The sequence below is a fragment of the Streptomyces sp. NPDC002537 genome (genome assembly GCF_053594975.1).
Genome location: NZ_JBSFWT010000014.1, coordinates 73,601 through 94,677, shown reverse-complemented (window position 1 = coordinate 94,677; position 21,077 = coordinate 73,601). Strand labels below are relative to the sequence as shown.

Sequence of the window (21,077 nt, the reverse complement as noted above, 5' to 3'; positions counted from 1 at the left end):
ATTGCTCCTATTGCTCCTGTGCCTGCGACTGCGACGATTCGTTCCGTACTGGTCGCCAACCGAGGCGAGATCGCGTGCCGGATCTTCCGTACGTGCCGTGAACTCGGTATGGACACGGCGGCCGTGTATTCGGACGCCGACGCTTCCGCCCTGCACGTACGGGAAGCCGATGCGGCCGTCCGGCTGCCGGGGGCGGCCGCCGCCGATACTTATCTGCGGGCCGACCTGGTGGTGAAGGCCGCCCTCGCGGCCGGGGCCGACGCTGTGCACCCCGGATACGGTTTCCTCTCCGAGAACGCGGATTTCGCCCGCGCCGTGACGGATGCCGGACTGGTGTGGGTGGGGCCGCCGGTTTCCGCGATCGAGGCGATGGCGTCCAAGACACGGGCCAAGGAATTGATGGCGGCGGCGGGCGTCCCCTTGCTTTCCGCCCTCGAGCCGGCGGGGATCACCGCCGCCGATCTGCCCGTGCTCGTCAAGGCCGCGGCGGGCGGGGGCGGGCGGGGAATGCGGGTGGTCCGGGCCCTGTCCGAACTGGCCGAGGCCTTGGCTTCCGCCCGTGCGGAGGCGCTTGCCGCCTTCGGCGACGGCGAGGTTTTCGTCGAGCCGTATGTGGAGGGCGGGCGGCACGTCGAAGTCCAGATACTCGCCGACGCGCACGGCTCCGTATGGGCATTGGGCACCCGGGACTGTTCGCTTCAGCGGCGCCACCAGAAAGTGATCGAGGAGGCCCCGGCTCCGGGCCTCTCCGAGGAGTTGCGGGCCGTCCTGTCGAACGCGGCCGTCGACGCGGCGCGGGCCATCGGGTACGTGGGCGCGGGGACGGTGGAATTCCTGGTGGGACGGGACGGCCGTCCGTGCTTCCTGGAGATGAACACGCGCCTGCAGGTGGAACATCCGGTGACGGAATGCGTGTACGGGGTGGACCTGGTCGCATGGCAATTGCGGGTGGCGGAGGGCGCGGCCCTGGACGAGTCGCCGCCGGTCCCGTACGGTCACGCGGTCTCGGCACGCCTTTACGCGGAGGACCCGGCGCGGGGGTGGGCGCCTTGGGCCGGTGTGGTGCGTGAATTGTCCGTAGGGGCAGAGACGTTCGGGACTCGGGGTGCGTCGTCACCGTTCCTGCGCGTCGACGCGGGTGTCGGTGCCGGCGACGTCGTCGGCGTCCATTACGACCCGCTGCTCGCCAAGGTCATCGTCTGGGCACCCGACCGGAGCGAGGCGATCCGTCGCCTCGCCCATGAATTGGAACGCGCCCGGATCCACGGCCCGGTGACGAACAGGGAACTACTCGTCCGTTCCCTCCGGCACCCCGACTTCGTCGGAGGGCGAGTCGATACCGACTTCTTCTCCCGCAACCAGGACGCGCTCCTGCCACCGCCCGACGAAGATGCCACCCGCCTCGCGGCTCTGGTGGCGGCCCTCGCCGACGCGGCGGCGCGAGGACCGGGCGTCCTCGCGCCGCAGCCCCCGAAGCATGGGGGCGGGCCCACCCCCCGGAGGCTCGGCGGATGGCGCAACCTCCCCTCCCACCCCCAGGTCAAGCGCTACCGCACCGAGCCCACCGGGCAGGAGATCGAGATCCGGTACCGCATCGACCGCGGCGGGCTGCGAGCCGATGGGTTCGCCGCCGTCCGGCTCATAAGCGCCACCCCGGCGCAGGTGGCCCTGGAAGTCGGCGGCGTCCGCCGCGCGTACGACGTCGCCCGCCACGGCGACCACACCTACGTGGGCCCGCACACCCTGGTCGCCCTCCCGCGTCACCCGATTCCCGAGGCCCGGCCCCTGCCGGGATCGCTGCTGGCGCCCATGCCCGGGGTCGTCGTGCGGCTCGCCGAGGGGCTCAGGGCGGGTGAAGCCGTCACCGCCGGGCAGCCGTTGCTGTGGCTTGAGGCGATGAAGATGGAGCACCGCGTCGTCGCGCCTGCCAACGGCACGCTCACCGCACTGCACGCCGTCCCCGGTCATCAGGTCGAGGTCGGCGCCCTGCTCGCTGTCGTCACAGAGGAGCCGACGTCATGAACGCCAGCAACGCCAGCAACGCCATGAACGTGGTCGAGACCGAGCAGCAACAGGACCTGCGGGCGGCGGTCGCCGCGCTGGGGCGGCGGTACGGGCGGGAGTACGTCACCCGGGTCGTCCGCGAGGGCAGGCACCCGGACGAGCTGTGGGCGGAAGCCGGAAAGCTCGGCTATCTGGGCGTGAACCTGCCCGTCGAATTCGGGGGAGGGGGTGGGGGAATCACGGAATTGTCCATCGTCCTGGAGGAATTGGGGGCGGCGGGTTCCCCTCTGCTCCTGCTGGTGGTGTCACCCGCCATCTGCGGCACCGTGATATCCCGCTTCGGCACGCAGGCGCAGAAAGAGCACTGGCTGCCCGGCCTGGCCTCCGGCTCGCTCCGGATGGCCTTCGGCATCACCGAGCCCGACGCCGGGTCGAATTCCCACCGCATCACCACCACCGCCCGGCGGGACGGCGACGAGTGGGTGCTGAACGGGCGGAAGGTCTTCATCTCCGGTGTCGACATCGCCGACGCCACACTGATCGTCGGCCGCACCGAGGACGCCCGGACGGGAAAGCTCAAGCCCTGCCTGTTCATCGTCGGGCGGGAGACGCCCGGTTTCTCGTACCACCACATTCCGATGGAACTCGCCTCGGCGGAAAAGCAGTTCGAGCTCGTCATGGACGATGTGCGGCTGCCCGCGGAGGCGCTGGTGGGGGACGAGGACGCCGGGCTGCTCCAGCTCTTCGCCGGGCTCAACCCCGAGCGCATCATGACCGCCGCGTTCGCCATCGGCATGGCCCGGTATGCGCTGGGACGGGCCGTTGACTACGCCCGTACGCGTGAAGTGTGGAAGCAGCCCATCGGGGCGCATCAGGCCATAGCCCACCCGCTCGCCCAGTCGCACATCGAGGTCGAACTCGCCCGGCTGATGATGCGGAAAGCCGCGCACCTCTATGACGCGGGCGACGACGAGGGCGCGGGCGAGGCGGCGAACATGGCCAAATACGCGGCCGCCGAGGCCGCCGTCCGCACCGTCGACCAGGCCGTGCACACACTCGGCGGAAACGGCCTCTCCAGCGAGTACGGACTCGCGCAGCTCATCACGGCCTCCCGGGTGGCGAGAATCGCTCCGGTGAGCCGCGAGATGATTCTTAACTACGTCTCGCACCACACACTGGGACTCCCCAAGTCCTACTGAGAGAAGTGGGTTTCCGGATGCTCGTCCGTCGTTCCCATGAGCAGGGGATAACCACCCTGACGCTCGATTCCCCGCACAACCGCAATGCCCTTTCCGCGCGCCTCGTCGGCGAGCTCCATGACGCCCTCGCCGCGGAGGCGGCCGACCCGGAAACCCGCGCCCTCGTTCTCACGCACACCGGCAACACCTTCTGCGCGGGTGCCGATCTGAGCGAGGCCGGTAGTGAGTCCGGTGGCGAGGCCGGTACGGACGCGTCGGCTCCGCTCGGGCTCGTACGGCTGATGCGCGCGGTGGTGGAGCTGCCCAAGCCGGTCGTCGCGGTCGTCGACGGGCATGCGCGAGCGGGAGGGCTGGGGCTGTTGGGGGCCTGTGACATCGTCGTGGCGGGGGAGGGCTCGACCTTCGCGTTCACGGAGGCGCGGCTGGGGCTGGCGCCCGCGGTGATCTCCATGGTGCTGCTGCCCCGGCTGGACGCGCGAGCCGCCGCCCGCTACTACCTCACCGGCGAGCGCTTCGGCGCGGCGGAGGCCGCCCGCATCGGGCTGGTCACGCTGGCCGGGGACCCGGCGGAGGTACTCGCTCCGCTGCTGGACGGGCTGCGGCGCGGCTCCCCGCAGGGCCTCGCCGGGTCCAAGCGGCTGGTCACGGCGGAGGTGCGGCGCGTACTCGACCGTGACACCGAGGAGTTGGCGGACATGTCGGCGCGGCTGTTCGCATCGGAGGAGGCGCGCGAGGGCATGACCGCGTTCCTGGAGCGACGGGACCCCGTATGGGCACGGTGAGCGCCCCCAAGCTCCCCGAGCCCGCCAAGCTCCCCAAGCTCCCCAAGCAGGACCGCAGCCGCGCCACCCGGCAGCGCCTGCTGGAGGCGGCCATCGCGTGCCTCGCCGAGAAGGGCTGGGCGGGCTCGACCGTGTCCGTGGTCGCCGAACGGGCCGGCGTCTCCCGGGGCGCCGCGCAGCATCACTTCCGTACGCGCGAGGACCTGTTCACGGCGGCGGTCGAGTACGTGGCCGAACAGCGCTTGGCCGCGCTGCGGGACGCTCTTGCCCCGATCCAGCTGATCGTGGGCCCGGCGCGCACGTACGGCGCCGTCCAGGAAATCGTCGGCATGTTCACCGGCCCGCTCTTCCGCGCGGCCCTCCAACTATGGGTGGCCGCCGCGAACGAGGAGCAGTTGCGCACCCAGGTGACCGACCTGGAGACGCGGGTGGGACGCGAGGTGCATCGCATGGCGATCGAACTGCTCGGCGCGAACGAGAAGCGGCCGGGCGTACGCGAGACCGTCCAGGGCTTCCTCGACATGGCCCGCGGCCTGGGCCTGGCCAACCTGCTGACGGACGACAGCGCGCGGCGGGAGCGGGTGGTGGCGCACTGGACGGGGGTGCTGGGGGAGCTGCTGCGCTGAGGGGGGGGTACCTCTTGACCTTCCAGTACGGTGGAAGGTCAGGTGCGGACCGCGTGATCTGGAGGTGCCGCTGATGCGGGTGGAGATGCTGACCGTCCCGGACTGCCCGAACGGCCCTGTGCTGCGGGAACGGCTGGCCCTCGCCCTCGCGGGCCGTACGGACGTGGAGTTCACCGAGCACGTGGTCGACGATCAGGCGGAGGCGGAACGGCGCGGCATGCACGGTTCCCCCACGCTGCTGGTCGACGGCCACGACCCGTTCGCCGCCCCGGGCGCCGCGGCCAGTGTGTCCTGCCGCCTCTACCGTGGCGCGGACGGCCGGGTCGACGGAGCGCCTTCCATCGAGGAGTTGCGGCGGGTGCTCGACGCTCCCGCCACCGGCGGCGCTGCTCGCGACCGGGTGCGGGGGTAGGCGCGGCCGGAGACGGTGTCACGGTTACAGGTGCGGGGGCGGCGGTGCATTTGCTAGCTTGATTCGTGGGGCCGGTCGCCCGGCCCTTGCAGACCCCCGCCACGGAGGACGAGTCCGCGACGAGGGCCCCCGAAAATGATCGGACGGTTCGTGACCGTCAGCCCTCAGTGTTTGTGAGGACTGCCGGTCACCGTCCGGTCAGCCACCTCCCCAGCTCGCGGAGAACCGCGTAGACACGCTCACGAAGTGGCTTCTTCCGGTGGCGATCAGCGGCCGCCGTGCCGGGTGCGCCAGTGGCTGGGGGTGAGGCCGGCCTGGCGTTGGAAGAACGTGGTGAAGTTCGCGGCGTCGTGGAATCCGAGGCGCTCCGCGCAGCGGGTCACGGGCAGGTCGGTGTGGGCGAGCAGCCGCTTGGCCTCCAGCAGGATCCGCTGGTCCAGGAACCGCTTGGCGCCCAGGCCCGTCGCGGCGCGGGTCGCCCGGGTGAGGGTGCGCGGGTCGTAGCCGAGGGCGGGGGCGTAGTCGCGTACGTGGTGCTGCCGGGTGAAGTCCTTTTCCACAGCGGCCCGGAAGCTGTGGAAGACGGCGTGCTCGTGGGTGGTGTCCGCCGGGCGCGAGCCCGGTACGTCGGGCAGTACCCGCAGTACGAGGGCCGACAGCAGGTGGGCCAGCAAGGGCGCCGAGTCCGGTCGCGGACCGGACACCGCCGCCGCGTACTCGCGCCCCAAGTGGTCGGCGGCCAGTAGGGCCAACTCCCATTCCCGCTGCTCCAGTTGCCAGCAGGCGGGCGCGAAGACATCCCCGGTCGCCCGCGCCACCGGCCCCGGAAACGGCGGGAATCCCTGCGCGAACAGGATCAACGGGCCGTCGAGGCCGTCGACATCGGTCCAGCGGTGCACCACCCCGGGACGGATCCACACGACGGTCCGCTCCCGCAGAGCGTGATCCACGAAATCGGCGGTGTGCCGGCCGACGCCCGACCGGACCAGGGCCAGGACATGGAAGTCCGGCCGCTGCGGGCGGGTCCGGCGACGGCCGGGGTCCATGAGCCGCAGCCGCTCGAAGCTGAGGACCTCGACGTCGAGCGCCGCCCCGGAGGCCGGGGCCGGTGCCGGTGTGTAGCCGAGCTGGAGGACTTCACGATGCTGACCGTTTTCCACAAGAAGCTCGCGCCTTTCGACCGGGTCTCCGATGCCGCTCGACAGTAGCGTGACGGCCATGGCGACAGAAACCACAATCCACAGCGTGCCCGTCAACGGCGGTACGGTCGACGTCCGTCGACAGGGGCGACAGGGCCGACGCGGGCCCACGCTCGTCTTCGCGCACTACTGGGGCGGCTCCGCCGACACGTGGAACGCGGTCGTGGAGCGGCTCCCGGCCGATCGCGACACGGTCCGTTTCGACCAGCGCGGCTGGGGCTCGTCACGGCCGCTGCCCGGCCCGTACCACCTGGACCGGCTCGCCGACGATCTCGTCGACGTCGTCACGGGTCTGGGCCTCGGCCCGTTCGTCCTCGTCGGGCACTCGATGGGCGCCAAGGTGAGCCTGCTCGCCGCCGCACGCCGCCCTCCGGGCCTGGCCGGGCTGGCGCTGCTCGCCCCCGCACCGCCGCAGCCGCCCGCCACCGTGACCGCCGCGTACCGGCGCTCCCTCGCGCACGCCTACGACTCGGCGCGGTCCGTCGAGCAGGCCCTCGACCACGTCCTCACCGCCGCGCCGCTGACCGGGGCCGTACGGGCCGCTGCCGTACGGGACAGCCTGGCCGCGGCCGACGCCGCGCGCCGGGAGTGGCCGCTGCGGGGCATCGCCACGGACGTCACGGCCGCCGCCACGACGATCGACGTCCCCGTCCTCGTCCTCGCCGGTGAACACGACCGGGTCGAACCGCCGCAGATCCTGCGCAGCCATCTCGTGCCCAGCATCCCGCACGCCCGGCTCGAAGTCGTCGCGGGCAGCGGCCACTTGCTGCCTTTGGAGGCCCCCGAAGCGGTCGCGGCGGCGCTGGAGGATTTTGCCGGTGAGGGCTGAGCGGTTCAGCCCGATGCGGGAGCGGAGACGCATGCCCGCCGCCCCCCGCTCGCGCGGCGAAGCGGCGAGACTCCTGGCCACCTCGTGCGCCCCCGGATTGCCTCTCGTGCTGCGGTCGGGGCAGACGCCAGACTGACCTCTCACCGCCGGCCCTCTTCGGGCAGCGGGCCGCATCGGGCTGGATCAGGCGTATGCCGGGGGAGGATCGGTGAAGGTCGGTTCCTGGAACGAGTGGGATCCACTGAAGCACGTCATCGTCGGCCGGGCGGACGGCACCATGGTGCAGGCTCCCGAGCCGGCCGTCGTCCGGGACTGGCCGGAACACGGCTTTCCGCGCGGAACGTACGGGCCGTTGCCCGAGGAGATGACGGCTGCCGCCAACGAGCAACTGGACAACTTCGCCCGCATCCTCGAACAGCGCGGCATCCGGGTCGACCGGCCCCGTCCGCTGGACTTCAGCCGACCGGTCGCCACCCCTGAGTGGACGCAGCAGAGCATGTTCGGTGCCATGCCGGTGCGGGACGTCCTGGTGGTGATCGGGAACGAGCTGCTGGAGGCGACCATGTCGTTCCGCAGCCGCTGGTTCGAGTACCTGGCCCACCGGCCGTTGATCGAGTCCTACTTCCGCGCCGACCCCGGCATGCGCTGGGAGGCGGCCCCCAAGCCCCGGCTGACCGAGGCGTCGTACCGGCCGGGCTTCCGGGAGGAGTACGAGGCCCTGCCGTTTGAGGAGCAGATCGCCCGGGTCAGGGCCGGGGAGCTGGTGCTGACCGAGGGCGAGCCGCTCTTCGACGCCGCCGACATCGCCCGCTGCGGCAGGGACCTGTTCGTCCAGCGGTCCCTCGCCACGAACGAGGCCGGGATCCGCTGGCTGCGGCAGCACCTGCCGGAGCACCGTGTGCACGGGGTGACGTTCGGCAACGCGCACCCCATGCACATCGACGCCACCTGGGTGCCGCTGCGCCCCGGACTCGTTCTGCACTGTGCCGAGCGGCCCGCCGAGGAGGAGTTGCTGCACCATCTCAAGGTCAACGACTGGCAGGTCGTCCAGGCCGCCGCCCCCGGCCGACAAGCGCCGCCGCCACTGTCCGCGTGCAGTTGCTGGCTGTCGATGAACGTGCTGGTGCTGGACCCCGGGACCGTCTGCGTGGAAGCGAGTGAGACCGCGCAGATGGAGCAGCTCGACCGGCTGGGCTTCGAGGTCGTCCCGGTGCCGTTCTGGGACGTGGCCCCCTTCGGCGGCGGACTGCACTGCGCCACGCTCGACGTCCACCGCGAAGGCGTGCTGGAGGACTACTTCCCCCGCCGGTCCGGCCGGTTCTGAGGCCGAGGGTCAGTGCCCGTGATGCACGTCCTCGGTGATGCAGGTGGTGTCGCTGAACACGGCGACGTTCGGGTTGCCGCAGTTGTTGCTGTGCCCGGTCGCGTTCCAGGCGGCGACATTGGACAGCAGCCCACTGTCCACCCGCTCGCCGCCCGACCCGTCATGGTCGGTGTGGTCGTGCTTGGCCCGGCAGACCGACTTCACTCCCACGCTGCCGATGGGGGCTCCGCACTGATTGGCGTGCCCCGTGCTGGTGCTGCTGCCCAGCACCGACAGGACACCGCCCACGATGTCCTCACCGCCCGTGCCCTTGTCCGCGTTCGCGTAGGCCGCGCTTCCGCCTCCGCACACGGTGATCGCCGAGAGTGCCAGTACGGCCAGGAACCTGCTGCCACGAGCCATGGGTGATCGCCCCTTTCCCCTGAGTCAAGCGGACCGCCCTGCGCGGTCCGCTCCCGCTAACCTCCGAAAATCGGAAAAGACACGCCTCCGCGCAAGCCGCTTTCGACGGTCGGGCCCGGGGTGGCTGTTTCCGGCCTTGTGCCGTGAAGCCAGGGGAAGTTGGGTGTCACCGTGTACGTGACGGGCTCGTCCACCTGATCACCCGGAGGGCTCCATGAGAAGAAGATCGAGACGGCTGACGACGGCACTGGCAGCGGCGGGGCTGGTGGTGGCAGGGCTGTCCACCGCGTCTGCGGCGTCCGCCGAGCCGAAGGGTGAACGCAGCAAGAGCGGTTTCCTGATCGTCTCCTCGATGAACAACCGCTGTCTGGACATTCGCGGTGGCAATCAGGGCAACGGGGCATCCGTGGCCATGTGGGACTGCGAGGGGTCGGGGAAGCAGCGCTGGTCGTTCAGCGGGTCGTCGCTCGTCAGCGACCTCAACGGCCGCTGTCTGGACGTCGCGGACGGTAACGGTGACAACGGTGCCGCCATCAACATGTGGGACTGCAACGGCTACCAGACGTGGTACTTCAACGGCAACGAACTCCGTCACGGCGGCAAGTGCCTCGACATCTCCGGCGCCAACCGCTGGAACGGTGCGGCGGTCCAGATGTGGGACTGCAACGGGAGCGCGCAGCAGCAGTGGCGCGTGGGTTGACGTTTTGGGCTGAGTGGTTCAGCCCATTTTGAGGGTGGATATGAAGGACGACCAGGCGGTTGCGGGGATGGCGAGCTGAGGCCCGTCAGGGTTCTTGGAGTCGCGAACCGGTACGCAGCCGGGGGTACCTAGGGCTGTTTCGATGCAGTCGCCGCCGTCCTTGTCGCTGTAGCTGGACTTGACCCAATGGTTGGTCATGGCGCCGATACCCTTCCATCGCTTCACTGATCAGTTCGGCGGAGTCGCTGACGGACAGGCAGTCAGCTCTGAGCAAATCATAGGCGCGCATGTACTTGTCCACGACGTCTGGCTCATCACTGAAGTGGCCGCGCTCCAGCGACTCCGCGTAGACCCAGTCCTGCCTGTCCGGGAGCCTGATGATTGACAGGGATGTCTTCGGTCGATCGAGGCTCTCGGCATGGGCCGGTGCTACCTGAATACGGATGTTGGGCCGCTGTCCGACAGAGAGGAGGTGCGCGCATTGCCCGTACATCACTTCGCGACTGTGGAGTACGTTGCGGATGCAGCTCTCGTCCAGCACTGCCACCAAGAGTGGCTCTGTAGTGTTAAGGAAGCGATGCTGCCTGTTCAGTCGAGCGCGCACCCGCTCCTCCAGAACGTTTCCTTCCGCCATGCCGAAGGGGCGTGAAAACAGAGCGCGTACATAGTCCTCCGTCTGCAACAGGCCCAGCATTACCTGGGTTTGATATGCGTGTACGGACACAGCCTCCGCGTCCATGGCGATCCGGCGGTCGAACCAGTCCGGATAGACGGCCTCCTGCGATGACCAGTCGATCTCCGCCCACAAGAGATGAAGTGCGCCCTCGGTCGGCAGTAGCTCATCGCACCGTTTGACCAGATCCTCCTTGGGGATGCGGGTCCCCGCCTCGATGCGCGCGATCAGGGACCGATCGCAGGGAATGTCCTTGCCGAGATCCTCCTGGGTCAGGCCCGCCGCTTCGCGGAAGTGCTTCAGCAGCCTGCCGAAGACTCCCGCGTTCGCATGTGTCGTGCGTCGGCTCACAGTGGACTCCCTCGTGCCAGATTCCTTGGAACCCCGGGAGCGTTGCAACCCCATCCGTACAGGGACAACGCTGGTACTCCCCAGGGCAGTTACGGCGTGGATGCCGTTGGCCCATGATGCGCGAGGACCCCCATGCCGTACACGGAAACCGACGTTTATATCCCACAGATCGGTGACATCGTCGCTGTACCCCATTCGTCCGGCCCCCCGGCACGTGGTACAGGCCGGCCCTGCCAGACGTGCATGCGATTGACAGACGACCGGCTACGGGCGTGGGAGCGCGGGAACCGCCCGGCTGAGGACCGGATCCTGGCCGAACTGGCGCGGCACAAGCGGGCGGCGCACGGGGAGGGGCGTCCATGACCGCTTCACCGGAGACGCCGGAACACGACCGGAAGGTCGAAATCCTTCGCATGCGCTACCTGGCCGCCTGGCGGCTCGGCGACACGCACCGGGCGATGGAACTGTACGAAGAACTACGCCGCTTGGAGCGGGAGGCTACCCGTACGGGTTAGGGGCGCCCCATGGGCGCCCCGTCACCGCACCCCGTACGGGAGCATGCCGGGATGAACGCCAGTCGGAGCGGTCCCCCTCTGGTCAGGTGCACCAGCTGCCACAACCCGATGTGGTGGGACGTGACCTACCCCTACAAACCGCTGTGGTACTGCTCGGTGTGCCGGTTCCCTCCGGAACGCGAGCGCAGCGTCCACGCTCAGCCGCCGCAGTGTCCGGAGGGGTGTGCGAGTGCGGTGATCCAGACGGGGGACGACGGGAGCCGGCAGTTCGTCTGCCACCGCAAGTAGCCGGGGTGGCCGGTCAGGCCCCCGTCACCGCCGGGATGTCGTCGTAGCCCGACACCTCGCGGGGGTTGCGGGGCCCCGGCCCCACATAGCGGGCCGACGGCCGGACCAGTCGGCCCGTCCGCTTCTGTTCCAGGATGTGCGCGCTCCAGCCCGCCGTGCGGGCGCAGGTGAACATCGAGGTGAACATGTGCGCCGGGACCTCCGCGAAGTCCAGGACGATGGCCGCCCAGAACTCGACATTGGTGGCGAGGACGCGGTCGGGGCGCCGGTTGTGGAGTTCCTCCAGGGCCGCCTTCTCCAGGGCCTCGGCGACCTCGTAGCGGGGCGCGGCCAACTCGCGGGCCGTGCGCCGGAGGACGCGGGCGCGGGGGTCCTCGGCGCGGTAGACGCGGTGGCCGAAGCCCATGAGGCGCTCGCCGCGGTCGAGGGCCTGTCGGACGTACGCCGTGGCGTCGCCCGTGCGCTCGATCTCCTCGATCATGCCGAGGACGCGGGACGGCGCGCCGCCGTGCAGCGGGCCGGACATCGCGCCGACGGCGCCGGACAGCGCGGCGGCCACGTCGGCGCCGGTGGAGGCGATGACGCGGGCGGTGAACGTCGAGGCGTTCATGCCGTGTTCGGCGGCGGAGGTCCAGTAGGCGTCGACGGCCTTGACGTGCTTGGGGTCGGGCTCGCCGCGCCACCGTTTCATGAAGCGCTCGACGACGGTCTCCGCCGTGTCGATCTCCCGCTGCGGGACCATCGGCAGGCCCTGGCCGCGCGCCGACTGGGCGACGTAGGAGAGGGCCATCACGGCGGCGCGGGCGAGGTTGTCGCGGGCGGTGGCCTCGTCGATGTCGAGGAGGGGCTTGAGGCCCCAGACGGGGGCGAGCATCGCCAGCGCCGACTGCACGTCGACGCGGATGTCGCCCGAGTGCACGGGGATCGGGAACGGTTCGGCGGGCGGCAGGCCGGGGTTGAACGATCCGTCGACCAGCAGACCCCAGACGTTGCCGAAGGACACATGACCGACCAGGTCCTCGATGTCCACACCGCGGTAGCGGAGGGAGCCGCCTTCCTTGTCGGGTTCTGCGATCTCCGTCTCGAACGCGACGACTCCTTCGAGTCCGGGTACGAAGTCGGACATCAGGCGGCTCCTCATGACGTGTGCGACAGAACGTGTGCGACAGACGGCGGCCGGGCCGGTTACACGGCTGCTCGGCGCGGCTCGCGGTCCGGATCGGTCAACCCGGTCATGCCCCGTGCGGCTTTCTTTCACCCGGGGTTCCGCTCCCGGCCCCTGCTCGGGCGTCGGACACCGGATTCTGGCCGGACACGATAGCTGGTGATGTGCGGGTTCCACAGCTGCCCGCCCTGCGATTTTGGGGTGTCCGGACAGACGCGGGGAAGGGTGATGTCCGGCACACCGCGGGATTTCCGGAGCGGAGGGTTGCCGACGGGCGGCACCGGGCAAACTGAGCGGCTGCACCCGAGTGGGGGACGGGGCGGGATGTTGCAAGATGAGCGCGTGACCCACGCCGAAGAGTCCCACGTACCGGAGTTCCACGCCGGCGCCCTCGACCCCGCCGCCATGCGCGAGCAGTACGGGTCCACGGGCCTGAGCGAGGAGGACCTGGCCGCGAGCCCGTACGAGCAGTTCGCCGTCTGGTTCGCGGAGGCCGTCGCGAGCGGGCTCCAGGAGCCCAACGCCATGATCCTGTCGACCGCGGACGCCACCGGGCGGCCCAGCTCACGGACCGTGCTCCTCAAGGGGTACGACGAGCGGGGCTTCGTCTTCTACACCAACTACGGCTCCCGCAAGGCCGGTGAGATCGACCGCAACCCGTATGTCTCCCTGCTCTTCCCCTGGCACCCGCTCACCCGGCAGGTCATCGTCACGGGCACCGCGCGGCGCGTCTCCCCCGAGGAGACCGCCGCCTACTTCCACTCCCGGCCGCACGGCTCGCAACTCGGGGCGTGGGCGAGCGAACAGTCGACGGTCGTCTCCTCGCGGGACGAGATCGACGCGGCGTACGAGCGGCTGGCCGCGCGCTACCCGGAGGGCGAGCCGGTGCCCGTCCCCACGGGCTGGGGCGGCTTCCGGGTGACCGCGGACGCGGTCGAGTTCTGGCAGGGGAGGGAGAACCGCCTGCACGACCGCCTGCGGTACGGGAGGACGGACGCGGGCTGGCGGGTGGAGCGGCTGTGCCCGTAGGGCCCGCTCGTAGCGGAGAAACGCAGCGATCCGTGGGCCTGTTGATGCCGATCGGACGATTCGGCGGCCCACGGATCGGGTGACTGCTCGGGATTGGCCGGCGCGACGCCGGCGCTGCGCAAAGGCGCGACGACGGGCACCTAGCCCGCAGTCACCTCACGCGTCCGGATGGAAATCATGTTCCGAACCACCTCCCTTCTCGTGTGCGCCCCACCCTAGGAACCGCGCCGGGGCCCCACAACCGAATTTCCTGTGGGCAACGATTTCCCCGAAGACGGTGTGGTGCCCAGCACGGTCGAGTTGAATGACCCGTCGTGCAGGACATGCAGACGCGTCCAGCTGGGGGTACCTCGTGACCGCACCACACCAGTCAGGCCCTGCCCGCCCGGAAGCCCCCGCGGGGTCGGGCCCCGGTTCCGCCCCCGGCGCCGACTGCGACGACTCGGACCTTCTCGCCGCGCTCCTCGACGGCATGGACGCGGCCCTGTGCGCGTTCGACGCCGACGGCACGGTCACCCACTGGAACCGCGAGGCCGAACGGATATTGGGCTGGTCGGCGGCGGAGGCCGTCGGGCGGCACGGCCTGGCCGGCTGGGCGGTGCGCGCGGCCGACGCAGAGGAGGTCACGGCGCGGCTGATGGCCGCGATGCGCGCGCACGGCCGCCAGGTGCACGAGTTCGCGCTGCTGACGAAGGACGGCGGGCGCGTCCTGGTCCGTACCCAACTGTCGGCCGTGCCCGGGGCGGACGGCAGGACCGCGGGCGCGTACTGCGCGTTCAGCGAGGTGCACACGCAGATCGACCTGGAGCGGTCCATCGCCCTGAGCGAGGCCCTGTTCGGGGACGCGTCCTGGGGCGTGGTCCTCGTCGATGCCGACCTGCGCCCGGCGCTCGCCAACGCGCACGCGGCGCGCGCCCTGCGCTCCGGGCGCACGGCACTGCTGGGGCGCCCCCTGGGTGAACTGCTGGACCAGGGCGTGGAGGAGATCGAGGGCGCCCTTCAGCACGTCCTGGCCGCCGGCCAGCCGCCCGCGCCCACCGACCTGTGGGTGACGCTGCGCGACCAGGGGGGTGCGCCGCCCGAGCGCCGTTGCTGGCGCAGCGGCTTCCTGAAGCTGGCCTCGCCGCTCGCCGAGGAACCGGTTCCGCTGGGCGTGGCCTGGCTGTTCCTGGACGTGACGGCGACGCGGCTGGCGGAACAGGACAGCGCCCGGCTGCGCTTCCGCAGCAGCCAGTTGCACCGTGCGGGCCGGGCGGTCGCCGAGTGCGAGGACCCCATGGAGGCCGCCTCGCTCTACCTGGAGTTCGCCCTCGCGGGCTTCGCCGACCACGCCCTGGTCGACCTGCTGCCGGAGCCGCAGGCGACCCCCCGCGAGCCCGTACGGCTGGTGCGGGCGGCGGCGACACCGTCCGGCACGCCCGCGCCGACCGTCTCCCCGGCGGAGGTCCGCCGCGGCATCCCGGTGCCGTACGGCGAGGGCCACCCGGCGCTCCAGGCGGTCGAGCGCTGCGGCTCGGTACGGGCCGTCTCGGACTGCAACGAGGGCTGGGCCGCCGCCCGCAAATGGCCGGACGGCACGGTCCACGCCCTCGCCACGACCCTGCGCAGCCGCGGCCGCACGGTGGGCGTGGTGACCTTCCTGCGCGGACCGTCCCGCCGCCCGTTCGACCGCTCGGACGCGACGTACGCGGAGGACATCGCCTCCCGGGTCGCGGCGTCGGTCGACCTGGCGGTCGCGGCGGGGGAGTGAAGGGCTCCGGCGGCTAGTGCCGGAAGAAGATGCGGTCGCCGTACTCGTCCATGACGCGGCCGTTCCACTCGTGGCCTCCGTCGACGTTCCCGGAGCGCAGCATCGGCGGGTCGATGCCCCGGGCGGCGAGTTCCCCGGCGGCCGTCGCCACGATCGCCTGCATCAGGGCGCTCGTCACCACCGTGGACGCCGGGCCGAACGGCGCGGCGATGCCGTCGGCGGTCAGTTCCGCGTCCCCGATGCCGATCTTGCTGTCGACGACCAGGTCGCAGTGGTCCTTCAAGAACGTTCCGGACGTGTGCCGGGACCGGGTGTGCTCGGCGTAGGCGAGCGACGTGACGCCGATGACCTTGAGCCCGAGCGCGCGGGCGTTCATCGCCATTTCCACGGGGAGTGAATTGCGGCCGGACAGCGAGATGATGATCAATACGTCGCCGGGCCGTACCGGGCTGGTGTCCAGGACTGCCCCCGCGAGCCCGTCGACCCGCTCCAGGGCGCTGCCCAGGGTGGCGGGCATGACGTCGAGGCCGATGACGCCGGGGACGGCGAGCAGATTGATCAGCGCGAGCCCGCCCGCGCGGTAGAAGACGTCCTGCGCGGGCAGCGAGGAGTGCCCGGCGCCGAAGACGAAGAGCCGCCCGCCGTCCGCCACGGTGTCCGCGAGCAGGGCCCCCGCGGCGGCGATGTGCTCCGCCTCCTCGTCGCGCACCCGCTGGAGCAGCCCGATCGCGGCGTCGAAGAACTGGCCGGCCAGCTTGTTCTCGCTCATCGCTGCGGGGCTCCTTGGCTGGGGATCCGGTGGCGCGTACGGGTCTGGGCGTACGCTCGTGGCGCGGATCACGTTGCGGTCTGGACCAGGGCCCTGTCAATACGGGGGCGCCGGGTGCGGCCGTCCGCGGCACCGTTGTCGGTGATATGCGTCAGAATTGAGTCCAGGGCCAGCGCACGACTTATCAAGGGGCACGCATGTCCGGACTGATCGACACCACGGAGATGTATCTCCGCACCATTCTCGAGCTCGAGGAGGAGGGTGTGGTCCCCATGCGTGCCCGCATCGCCGAGCGGCTCGACCAGAGCGGTCCGACGGTGAGCCAGACGGTGGCGCGCATGGAGCGTGACGGCCTGGTCTCGGTCGCGGGCGACCGGCACCTGGAGCTGACGGAGGAGGGCCGCCGGCTGGCCACGCGCGTGATGCGCAAGCACCGGCTCGCGGAGTGCCTGCTCGTCGACGTCATCGGCCTGGAGTGGGAGCAGGTGCACGCCGAGGCCTGCCGCTGGGAGCACGTGATGAGCGAGGCCGTGGAGCGCCGCGTGCTGGAGCTGCTCCGCCACCCCACCGAGTCGCCGTACGGCAACCCCATCCCGGGCCTGGAGGAGCTGGGCGAGAAGCCCGAGCCCGACCCGTTCCTCAACGACGGCATGGTCAGCCTGATGGACCTGGAGCCCGGCACCGACGGCAAGACCGTGGTCGTCCGGCGCATCGGCGAGCCCATCCAGACCGACCCCCAGCTGATGTACACGCTGCGCCGGGCCGGAGTGCAGCCGGGCGCGGTCGTCAGCGTCACGGAGTCGGCGGGCGGAGTGCTCGTCGGCAGCGGCGGCGAGGCCGCCGAGCTGGAGGCGGACATCGCGACGCACGTGTTCGTCGCCAAGCGGTAGCCGACTGACGCCGGCAGTGACCGGACGGGGCGCGCCCCCCCGTGCGCCTGCCCGCGACGCGTCCGCGGCCTCCGGTCCGCACGGCGGTGCGGGCGCGGCTCCGCCATGTGGGCCCGCATGCCGTCGCGGGCGCGGCCCCGCCAGGCCAGTGTGCAGCTTCGCTGCGTAGGGCCGTTCCGGCCCGTCCGCCCACGGTGTCCGCTGCGCGGTTCCGCCGCGCGGGCCCGCGCGCTGTTGTGGCAGCGCCGTCGTGCCCGGTACGCGGCTCCGCAGTGGGAAGCCGTGCGCCGGTGCGGGCGCCTTGTCATCGCGTCCCGTCCCTGTTCGGGGCTTCTGCGGCGTCCCGATGCCTGGCTCGCCATGTGGGGGCCCGCATGCCGTCGCGGACGCGGTACCGCCGTCGTGCCTGGTACGCGGCGTCCGCCGGGGAAGCCGTATGCCGGTGCGGGCCCTTGCTGTCGTGTCCTGTCCCTGCTCGGGGCTTCCGTGGCGTCCCGGTGTGCGGCTCCGCCGCGTGGGGCCTGCCCCTGCCCGTCCGCTCGCGGCTTCCGCCGCGCGGGTCCGCGTCCCGTACGCGGCCGACGGGCCGCCCGGATGCCGGGCGCGGCGTGCCCAACTTCCTTGGATCCGGCCGGAGTCGGGGGATATGGGGCGCGAGGCGCCCCCACGCGTGCCACGCTGAGGCATATGCGCGTCCGCCCCGGAGGGGGTGGCGCGTCTGCCCCGGAGGGAGGGTGGCATGAGGTCGGTGGGTGGTCATGGCGAGGCCCCGGCGCCCTTGCGAGCGGCCGGGGCCCTGCCTCCCCATATAACCCCCGTGGCGACCCGGAGCCCCGAGCTCCCAGGGTCCGCCCCGTGGACCTTCTTCCCCGAGCGGTCCACGCCCAGGTCGATTACTCCCCTGGCCGCCGCCGGTCAACCCTTCTGCAAGGTCACTCGAACGAGGGGTGTTGTCCGCAACGACCGGGTGTTCGAATGTGAGTTCTATACAGTGGAGCTGATCGGGGAGAAAAGGGGGTGCCAGGCTCATGGTGCGGCGTATCGACGTGAGCGGAAGCGGCGGAGTGCGGCTCGCGGCCTGGGAGTTCGCCGACCCGCCGACGGCGTCCGGCCCTGACGGCGCGGCCGCCCCCGGCGGGGTGCTGCTGCTCCACGGGCTGATGGGCCGCGCCGCGCACTGGGCGGAGACGGCCCGCTGGCTCTCCGCCAGTCACCGCACGGTCGCCCTCGACATGCGGGGCCACGGCCGCAGCGCGCGCCCCGCGGAGGGCCCGTTCACCCGCGAGGCCTATGTGGCCGACGCGCAGGCCGCCGTCGAGGGCCTCGGCCTCGCGCCCGTCACCCTCATCGGCCACGCCATGGGCGCCCTCACCGCCTGGCAGCTCGCGGCCCGCCGCCCCGATCTCGTCCGTGCGCTGGTGATCTGCGAGATGCGGGCCTCCGCGCTGGGTGCGGCCGGGCGGCGGGAGTGGGGCGAGTGGTTCAGGTCCTGGCCCGTGCCCTTCGCCACCCTGGCCGACGTCCGCAAGTGGTTCGGCGAGGACGACCCGCTGCTGGAGCGCCCCAAGCCGGCCCGCGGCGATTTCTATGCCGAGGTGATGGTGGAGCGCTCCGACGGCTGGCGCCCGGCCTTCTCCCGCCGCCAGATGCTCCTCGCCCGTGAGACCTACGTCCGCGACGCCCACTGGGAGGAGCTCGCCCAGGTCGAGTGCCCCACCCTCGTCGTCCGGGGGCTCGACGGCGAGCTGGGCCGCGCCGAGGCCCAGGAGATGGTCCGCGTCCTCCCGCGCGGCACCTACGCCGAGGTCCACGACGCGGGCCACTTCGTCCACTACGACCAGCCCGACGACTGGCGCCGCGTGATCGAGCGCTTCCTCGGGACGGCCCTGCCCGCCGAGAGCCCCACACGTTAATTCAACAAGCGTTGACATAATTCGGCGCCGGGTGTGCACTGGCAGTACGGATCGTCGAGCATTGCTCGTGCACCCTCCCGAGGAGATGTCATGTCCTCCCAGCCGTCTTCCGTGTCCCTGTCCGCCGATGTCCTCGTGGTCGGCGCCGGTCCCACCGGGCTGCTGCTCGCCGGGGATCTCGCCGCCGCCGGAGTGCGGGTCGTGCTGCTGGAGAAGCGGGCCCGCGAGTCCAATCTGACCCGGGCGTTCGCGGTGCACGCGCGCACGCTGGAGCAGTTCGACGCGCGGGGGATCGCCGAGCGGCTGCTGGCCACGGGCCCGTTCCTGTCGTCCCTGCAGTTCTTCGGCCGGGTCCGCATCGACCTCTCCCGACTGCCCTCCCGCTTCCCGGGCGTCCTGATGACACCGCAGTACGAGACGGAGCGGGTGCTGGAGGAGCGCGCCGTCGCCCTCGGCGCCGAGCTCCGGCGTGGCTGCGAGGTCACCGGGCTGCGCCAGGACGCCGACGGGGTCGACGTCGACGTGCGCGAGGAGGGCGGGGAGACCCACCGCCTGCGTGCCGCCTATGTGGTGGGGGCCGACGGGGTGCGCAGCGCCGTCCGGCAGGCCCTGGGGATGCCCTTCCCCGGGAAGTCCGTCCTGCGGTCCGTGATGCTCGCCGACGTCCGCCTCGACACCGAGCCGTCCGGGCAGGTGACGGTCGACAGCGGGCCCGCCGGTTTCGCGTTCCTGGTGCCCTTCGGCGACGGATGGTTCCGCGCGATGGCCTGGGAGCGCGGCAGCGACCTGTCGTCGGACGTCCCCGTCGACATGGAGAATCTGCGGGCCGTCACCCGCGCGGTCTTCGGCACGGACTTCGGGATGCGCGACGCCCGCTGGAGCTCCCGCTTCCACAGCGACGAGCGCCAGGTGCCGCGCTACCGCGAGGGCCGCGTCCTCCTCGCCGGGGACGCCGCGCACGTCCACTCGCCCGCCGGGGGCATGGGCATGAACGCCGGTATCCAGGACGCCGCCAACCTCGGCTGGAAGCTCGCCGCCGTTCTCCAGGGCCGGGCAGGGGAGGCGCTGCTCGACAGCTACCACGACGAGCGGCACCCGGTCGGCCGGATGGTCCTCCGTGTCAGCCACGGCATCGTCCGTGCCGCCCTGGTCGGCTCGCCCGTCGGCCGCGGTCTGCGTGACGCCGCCGCCGTGGCCGTCGGCTCGCTGCCGTTCGCCACGTCCCGCGGCATCGGCCTGGTCTCCGGCGTCGGCATCGACTACCCCGCACCGCCCGGCGCCCACACCATGACCGGCCGCCGCGCCCCCGACCTGCCCCTGGCCGAAACCGCCGACGGCCCGTCCAGGCTGTACGAGGCCCTGCGCGCCGGTACGCACGTGCGCGTCCTGCCGCGCGGTGCGAAGGCGGAGCCCGAACCGGGCGTCATCACGGTCACCCGCGCCGACGCCCTCCCGCTGAACCTGCTCGTGCGGCCGGACGGGTATGTGGCCGAAGCAGCGGAGCCCCGCCCCGCGTGGAAGGCGTGAGAGCGGGCGTCACCGGCGCCGGGCGTCCGCCGCGTCCCGGCCGCACGCGTACGCCAGCGAGCTGACCAGCTCCTCCGCGTCCGGCAGCCAGCGGTTGGCGGCGGTCGGCTCGCGCACCCACAGCACCGAACCGCGCGATCCCATCCGGGTCGGCGGGGCGACCACGTAATCCCCCTCGCCCCGCGCCACCAGGTCGAGCGAGGAGGGGTGCCAGCCCAGCTTCCGCGCCAGGTCCATGACCTTCAACGCGCCACCGGGCAGCACGAAGAACAGCATCCGGCCGTACGGGGTGCAGGTGACGGGGCCGAGCGGCGTCCCCATCCGCTCCATACGGGCGAGCGCCAGGCATCCCGCCGTGTCCGGCACGTCGAGCGCGTCGAAGGTGCGCCCGGTCGGCAGCAGGACCGAGGAGCCGGGCTGCCGCGCCCACATCCGGCGGGCGGCGACGGAACTCCCGGTGGCCTGCGTCGCCCAGTCGGGCCGGGCGGGATGCGCGCCCGGGGCCGGGCAGCCGAGTTCGCCGCACGAGCAGCGCTCCCTGCCCTCCTCGACCTCCAGCCATGTGCCCGCGAAAACGTCCCAGTGCCGTTCTTCCGCGTACCGGACAGCAGCGTCGAGCAGCTGCTCGCCTCGCCGTTGGGGGATGAGCGGCGCTCCTACAACTCCGATGGTCTCTTCCACGTCCAGCACAACTCCCCTCGTCACGAGGGGTTACGGCTCAGGGTCATGC

21 protein-coding genes are annotated in these 21,077 nt (G+C 71.6%); 14 read left to right on the top strand and 7 right to left on the bottom strand.

Annotated features, from left to right (window positions below):
- Positions 1 to 18 precede the first annotated feature (18 nt).
- The 5 genes from ACWD4A_RS09530 to ACWD4A_RS09510 all read left to right on the top strand — a co-directional run bounded on the left by ACWD4A_RS09530 (position 19) and on the right by ACWD4A_RS09510 (position 5,023).
- A complete protein-coding gene (locus tag ACWD4A_RS09530; RefSeq protein WP_451191533.1) occupies positions 19 to 2,022 on the top strand; it encodes an acetyl/propionyl/methylcrotonyl-CoA carboxylase subunit alpha in 2,004 nt (667 codons plus the stop codon).
- Positions 2,019 to 3,203, top strand: coding sequence for an acyl-CoA dehydrogenase family protein (locus tag ACWD4A_RS09525; RefSeq protein ID WP_451191530.1), 1,185 nt, complete (start codon positions 2,019 to 2,021; stop codon positions 3,201 to 3,203). Before ACWD4A_RS09530 ends, ACWD4A_RS09525 begins: the two co-directional genes overlap by 4 nt.
- A 17-nt stretch (positions 3,204 to 3,220) precedes the next feature.
- Positions 3,221 to 3,985, top strand: a complete 765-nt coding sequence (locus ACWD4A_RS09520) for an enoyl-CoA hydratase family protein (RefSeq protein WP_451191529.1) — start codon at positions 3,221 to 3,223, stop codon at positions 3,983 to 3,985.
- The gene (locus tag ACWD4A_RS09515; RefSeq protein ID WP_451191527.1) at positions 3,973 to 4,611 is read left to right on the top strand and encodes a TetR/AcrR family transcriptional regulator; all 639 of its coding nucleotides are present in this window, start codon (positions 3,973 to 3,975) and stop codon (positions 4,609 to 4,611) included. Before ACWD4A_RS09520 ends, ACWD4A_RS09515 begins: the two co-directional genes overlap by 13 nt.
- Positions 4,612 to 4,684: 73 nt before the next feature.
- Complete coding sequence (locus tag ACWD4A_RS09510; RefSeq protein ID WP_451191525.1) at positions 4,685 to 5,023, top strand: hypothetical protein; 339 nt, start codon at positions 4,685 to 4,687, stop codon at positions 5,021 to 5,023.
- A 266-nt stretch (positions 5,024 to 5,289) separates the two neighbouring features.
- Here the strand turns inward: ACWD4A_RS09510 and ACWD4A_RS09505 are convergent, their stop codons facing one another.
- On the bottom strand, positions 5,290 to 6,183 hold the full coding sequence (locus ACWD4A_RS09505; protein ID WP_451191523.1) for an AraC family transcriptional regulator: 894 nt from the start codon (positions 6,181 to 6,183) through the stop codon (positions 5,290 to 5,292).
- 58 nt (positions 6,184 to 6,241) lie between these two features.
- Between ACWD4A_RS09505 and ACWD4A_RS09500 the strand changes: the two genes are divergently transcribed.
- Both ACWD4A_RS09500 and ACWD4A_RS09495 read left to right on the top strand, forming a co-directional pair.
- Positions 6,242 to 7,051: an alpha/beta fold hydrolase gene (locus ACWD4A_RS09500; protein WP_451191521.1), complete on the top strand. Its 810-nt coding sequence runs from the start codon at positions 6,242 to 6,244 to the stop codon at positions 7,049 to 7,051.
- A 208-nt stretch (positions 7,052 to 7,259) separates the two neighbouring features.
- Positions 7,260 to 8,375, top strand: a complete 1,116-nt coding sequence (locus ACWD4A_RS09495; protein ID WP_451191520.1) for a serine/threonine protein kinase — start codon at positions 7,260 to 7,262, stop codon at positions 8,373 to 8,375.
- A 9-nt stretch (positions 8,376 to 8,384) separates the two neighbouring features.
- Here ACWD4A_RS09495 and ACWD4A_RS09490 read toward each other — a convergent pair whose 3' ends face one another.
- Positions 8,385 to 8,777: a hypothetical protein gene (locus tag ACWD4A_RS09490; protein WP_451191518.1), complete on the bottom strand. Its 393-nt coding sequence runs from the start codon at positions 8,775 to 8,777 to the stop codon at positions 8,385 to 8,387.
- A gap of 214 nt (positions 8,778 to 8,991) precedes the next feature.
- On the opposite strand from ACWD4A_RS09490, the gene ACWD4A_RS09485 reads away from it, so the two are divergent.
- On the top strand, positions 8,992 to 9,477 hold the full coding sequence (locus ACWD4A_RS09485; protein WP_451191517.1) for an RICIN domain-containing protein: 486 nt from the start codon (positions 8,992 to 8,994) through the stop codon (positions 9,475 to 9,477).
- Positions 9,478 to 9,495: 18 nt separating this feature from the next.
- Here ACWD4A_RS09485 and ACWD4A_RS09480 read toward each other — a convergent pair whose 3' ends face one another.
- Together ACWD4A_RS09480 and ACWD4A_RS09475 are read right to left on the bottom strand one after the other, a co-directional pair.
- Entirely contained in the window at positions 9,496 to 9,621 is a 126-nt protein-coding gene (locus tag ACWD4A_RS09480) for a DUF397 domain-containing protein (protein WP_451191578.1), read from the bottom strand.
- Complete coding sequence (locus ACWD4A_RS09475) at positions 9,563 to 10,501, bottom strand: helix-turn-helix domain-containing protein (protein ID WP_451191515.1); 939 nt, start codon at positions 10,499 to 10,501, stop codon at positions 9,563 to 9,565. Before ACWD4A_RS09475 ends, ACWD4A_RS09480 begins: the two co-directional genes overlap by 59 nt.
- Before the next feature lie 359 nt (positions 10,502 to 10,860).
- On the opposite strand from ACWD4A_RS09475, the gene ACWD4A_RS09470 reads away from it, so the two are divergent.
- A complete protein-coding gene (locus ACWD4A_RS09470; protein WP_451191514.1) occupies positions 10,861 to 11,016 on the top strand; it encodes a hypothetical protein in 156 nt (51 codons plus the stop codon).
- Positions 11,017 to 11,317: 301 nt separating this feature from the next.
- Here ACWD4A_RS09470 and ACWD4A_RS09465 read toward each other — a convergent pair whose 3' ends face one another.
- A complete protein-coding gene (locus tag ACWD4A_RS09465) occupies positions 11,318 to 12,430 on the bottom strand; it encodes a citrate synthase 2 (protein ID WP_451191512.1) in 1,113 nt (370 codons plus the stop codon).
- Between the two features lie 363 nt (positions 12,431 to 12,793).
- On the opposite strand from ACWD4A_RS09465, the gene pdxH reads away from it, so the two are divergent.
- On the top strand, positions 12,794 to 13,498 hold the full coding sequence (pdxH, locus tag ACWD4A_RS09460; protein WP_451191510.1) for a pyridoxamine 5'-phosphate oxidase: 705 nt from the start codon (positions 12,794 to 12,796) through the stop codon (positions 13,496 to 13,498).
- Positions 13,499 to 13,850: 352 nt separating this feature from the next.
- Positions 13,851 to 15,248: a PAS domain-containing protein gene (locus ACWD4A_RS09455; protein ID WP_451191509.1), complete on the top strand. Its 1,398-nt coding sequence runs from the start codon at positions 13,851 to 13,853 to the stop codon at positions 15,246 to 15,248.
- A 13-nt stretch (positions 15,249 to 15,261) separates the two neighbouring features.
- Here the strand turns inward: ACWD4A_RS09455 and ACWD4A_RS09450 are convergent, their stop codons facing one another.
- Entirely contained in the window at positions 15,262 to 16,017 is a 756-nt protein-coding gene (locus tag ACWD4A_RS09450; protein ID WP_451191507.1) for an SIS domain-containing protein, read from the bottom strand.
- Between the two features lie 197 nt (positions 16,018 to 16,214).
- Between ACWD4A_RS09450 and ACWD4A_RS09445 the strand changes: the two genes are divergently transcribed.
- The 3 genes from ACWD4A_RS09445 (at position 16,215) to ACWD4A_RS09435 (ending at position 20,347) form a co-directional block, all read left to right on the top strand.
- On the top strand, positions 16,215 to 16,907 hold the full coding sequence (locus tag ACWD4A_RS09445) for a metal-dependent transcriptional regulator (RefSeq protein ID WP_451191505.1): 693 nt from the start codon (positions 16,215 to 16,217) through the stop codon (positions 16,905 to 16,907).
- A 1,028-nt stretch (positions 16,908 to 17,935) separates the two neighbouring features.
- Entirely contained in the window at positions 17,936 to 18,820 is an 885-nt protein-coding gene (locus tag ACWD4A_RS09440; RefSeq protein ID WP_451191503.1) for an alpha/beta fold hydrolase, read from the top strand.
- A 90-nt stretch (positions 18,821 to 18,910) separates the two neighbouring features.
- Positions 18,911 to 20,347 (top strand): FAD-dependent oxidoreductase, encoded by a 1,437-nt coding sequence (locus ACWD4A_RS09435; RefSeq protein WP_451191501.1) that lies wholly within the window; start codon positions 18,911 to 18,913, stop codon positions 20,345 to 20,347.
- A gap of 9 nt (positions 20,348 to 20,356) precedes the next feature.
- Here the strand turns inward: ACWD4A_RS09435 and ACWD4A_RS09430 are convergent, their stop codons facing one another.
- Positions 20,357 to 21,037 (bottom strand): bifunctional DNA primase/polymerase, encoded by a 681-nt coding sequence (locus ACWD4A_RS09430; RefSeq protein WP_451191500.1) that lies wholly within the window; start codon positions 21,035 to 21,037, stop codon positions 20,357 to 20,359.
- Positions 21,038 to 21,077 lie beyond the last annotated feature (40 nt).

Excerpts from the sequence above, each read along its gene's own strand:
- ACWD4A_RS09525 (WP_451191530.1), top strand. The coding sequence starts at position 2,019 with ATGAACGCCAGCAACGCCAGCAACGCCATGAACGTGGTCGAGACCGAG.
- ACWD4A_RS09520 (WP_451191529.1), top strand. The coding sequence starts at position 3,221 with ATGCTCGTCCGTCGTTCCCATGAGCAGGGGATAACCACCCTGACGCTC.
- ACWD4A_RS09515 (WP_451191527.1), top strand. The coding sequence starts at position 3,973 with ATGGGCACGGTGAGCGCCCCCAAGCTCCCCGAGCCCGCCAAGCTCCCC.
- ACWD4A_RS09510 (WP_451191525.1), top strand. The coding sequence starts at position 4,685 with ATGCGGGTGGAGATGCTGACCGTCCCGGACTGCCCGAACGGCCCTGTG.
- ACWD4A_RS09500 (WP_451191521.1), top strand. The coding sequence starts at position 6,242 with ATGGCGACAGAAACCACAATCCACAGCGTGCCCGTCAACGGCGGTACG.
- ACWD4A_RS09490 (WP_451191518.1), bottom strand. The coding sequence starts at position 8,777 with ATGGCTCGTGGCAGCAGGTTCCTGGCCGTACTGGCACTCTCGGCGATC.
- ACWD4A_RS09485 (WP_451191517.1), top strand. The coding sequence starts at position 8,992 with ATGAGAAGAAGATCGAGACGGCTGACGACGGCACTGGCAGCGGCGGGG.
- ACWD4A_RS09470 (WP_451191514.1), top strand. The coding sequence starts at position 10,861 with ATGACCGCTTCACCGGAGACGCCGGAACACGACCGGAAGGTCGAAATC.
- ACWD4A_RS09465 (WP_451191512.1), bottom strand. The coding sequence starts at position 12,430 with ATGTCCGACTTCGTACCCGGACTCGAAGGAGTCGTCGCGTTCGAGACG.
- pdxH (WP_451191510.1), top strand. The coding sequence starts at position 12,794 with ATGTTGCAAGATGAGCGCGTGACCCACGCCGAAGAGTCCCACGTACCG.
- ACWD4A_RS09450 (WP_451191507.1), bottom strand. The coding sequence starts at position 16,017 with ATGAGCGAGAACAAGCTGGCCGGCCAGTTCTTCGACGCCGCGATCGGG.
- ACWD4A_RS09445 (WP_451191505.1), top strand. The coding sequence starts at position 16,215 with ATGTCCGGACTGATCGACACCACGGAGATGTATCTCCGCACCATTCTC.
- ACWD4A_RS09440 (WP_451191503.1), top strand. The coding sequence starts at position 17,936 with ATGGTGCGGCGTATCGACGTGAGCGGAAGCGGCGGAGTGCGGCTCGCG.
- ACWD4A_RS09435 (WP_451191501.1), top strand. The coding sequence starts at position 18,911 with ATGTCCTCCCAGCCGTCTTCCGTGTCCCTGTCCGCCGATGTCCTCGTG.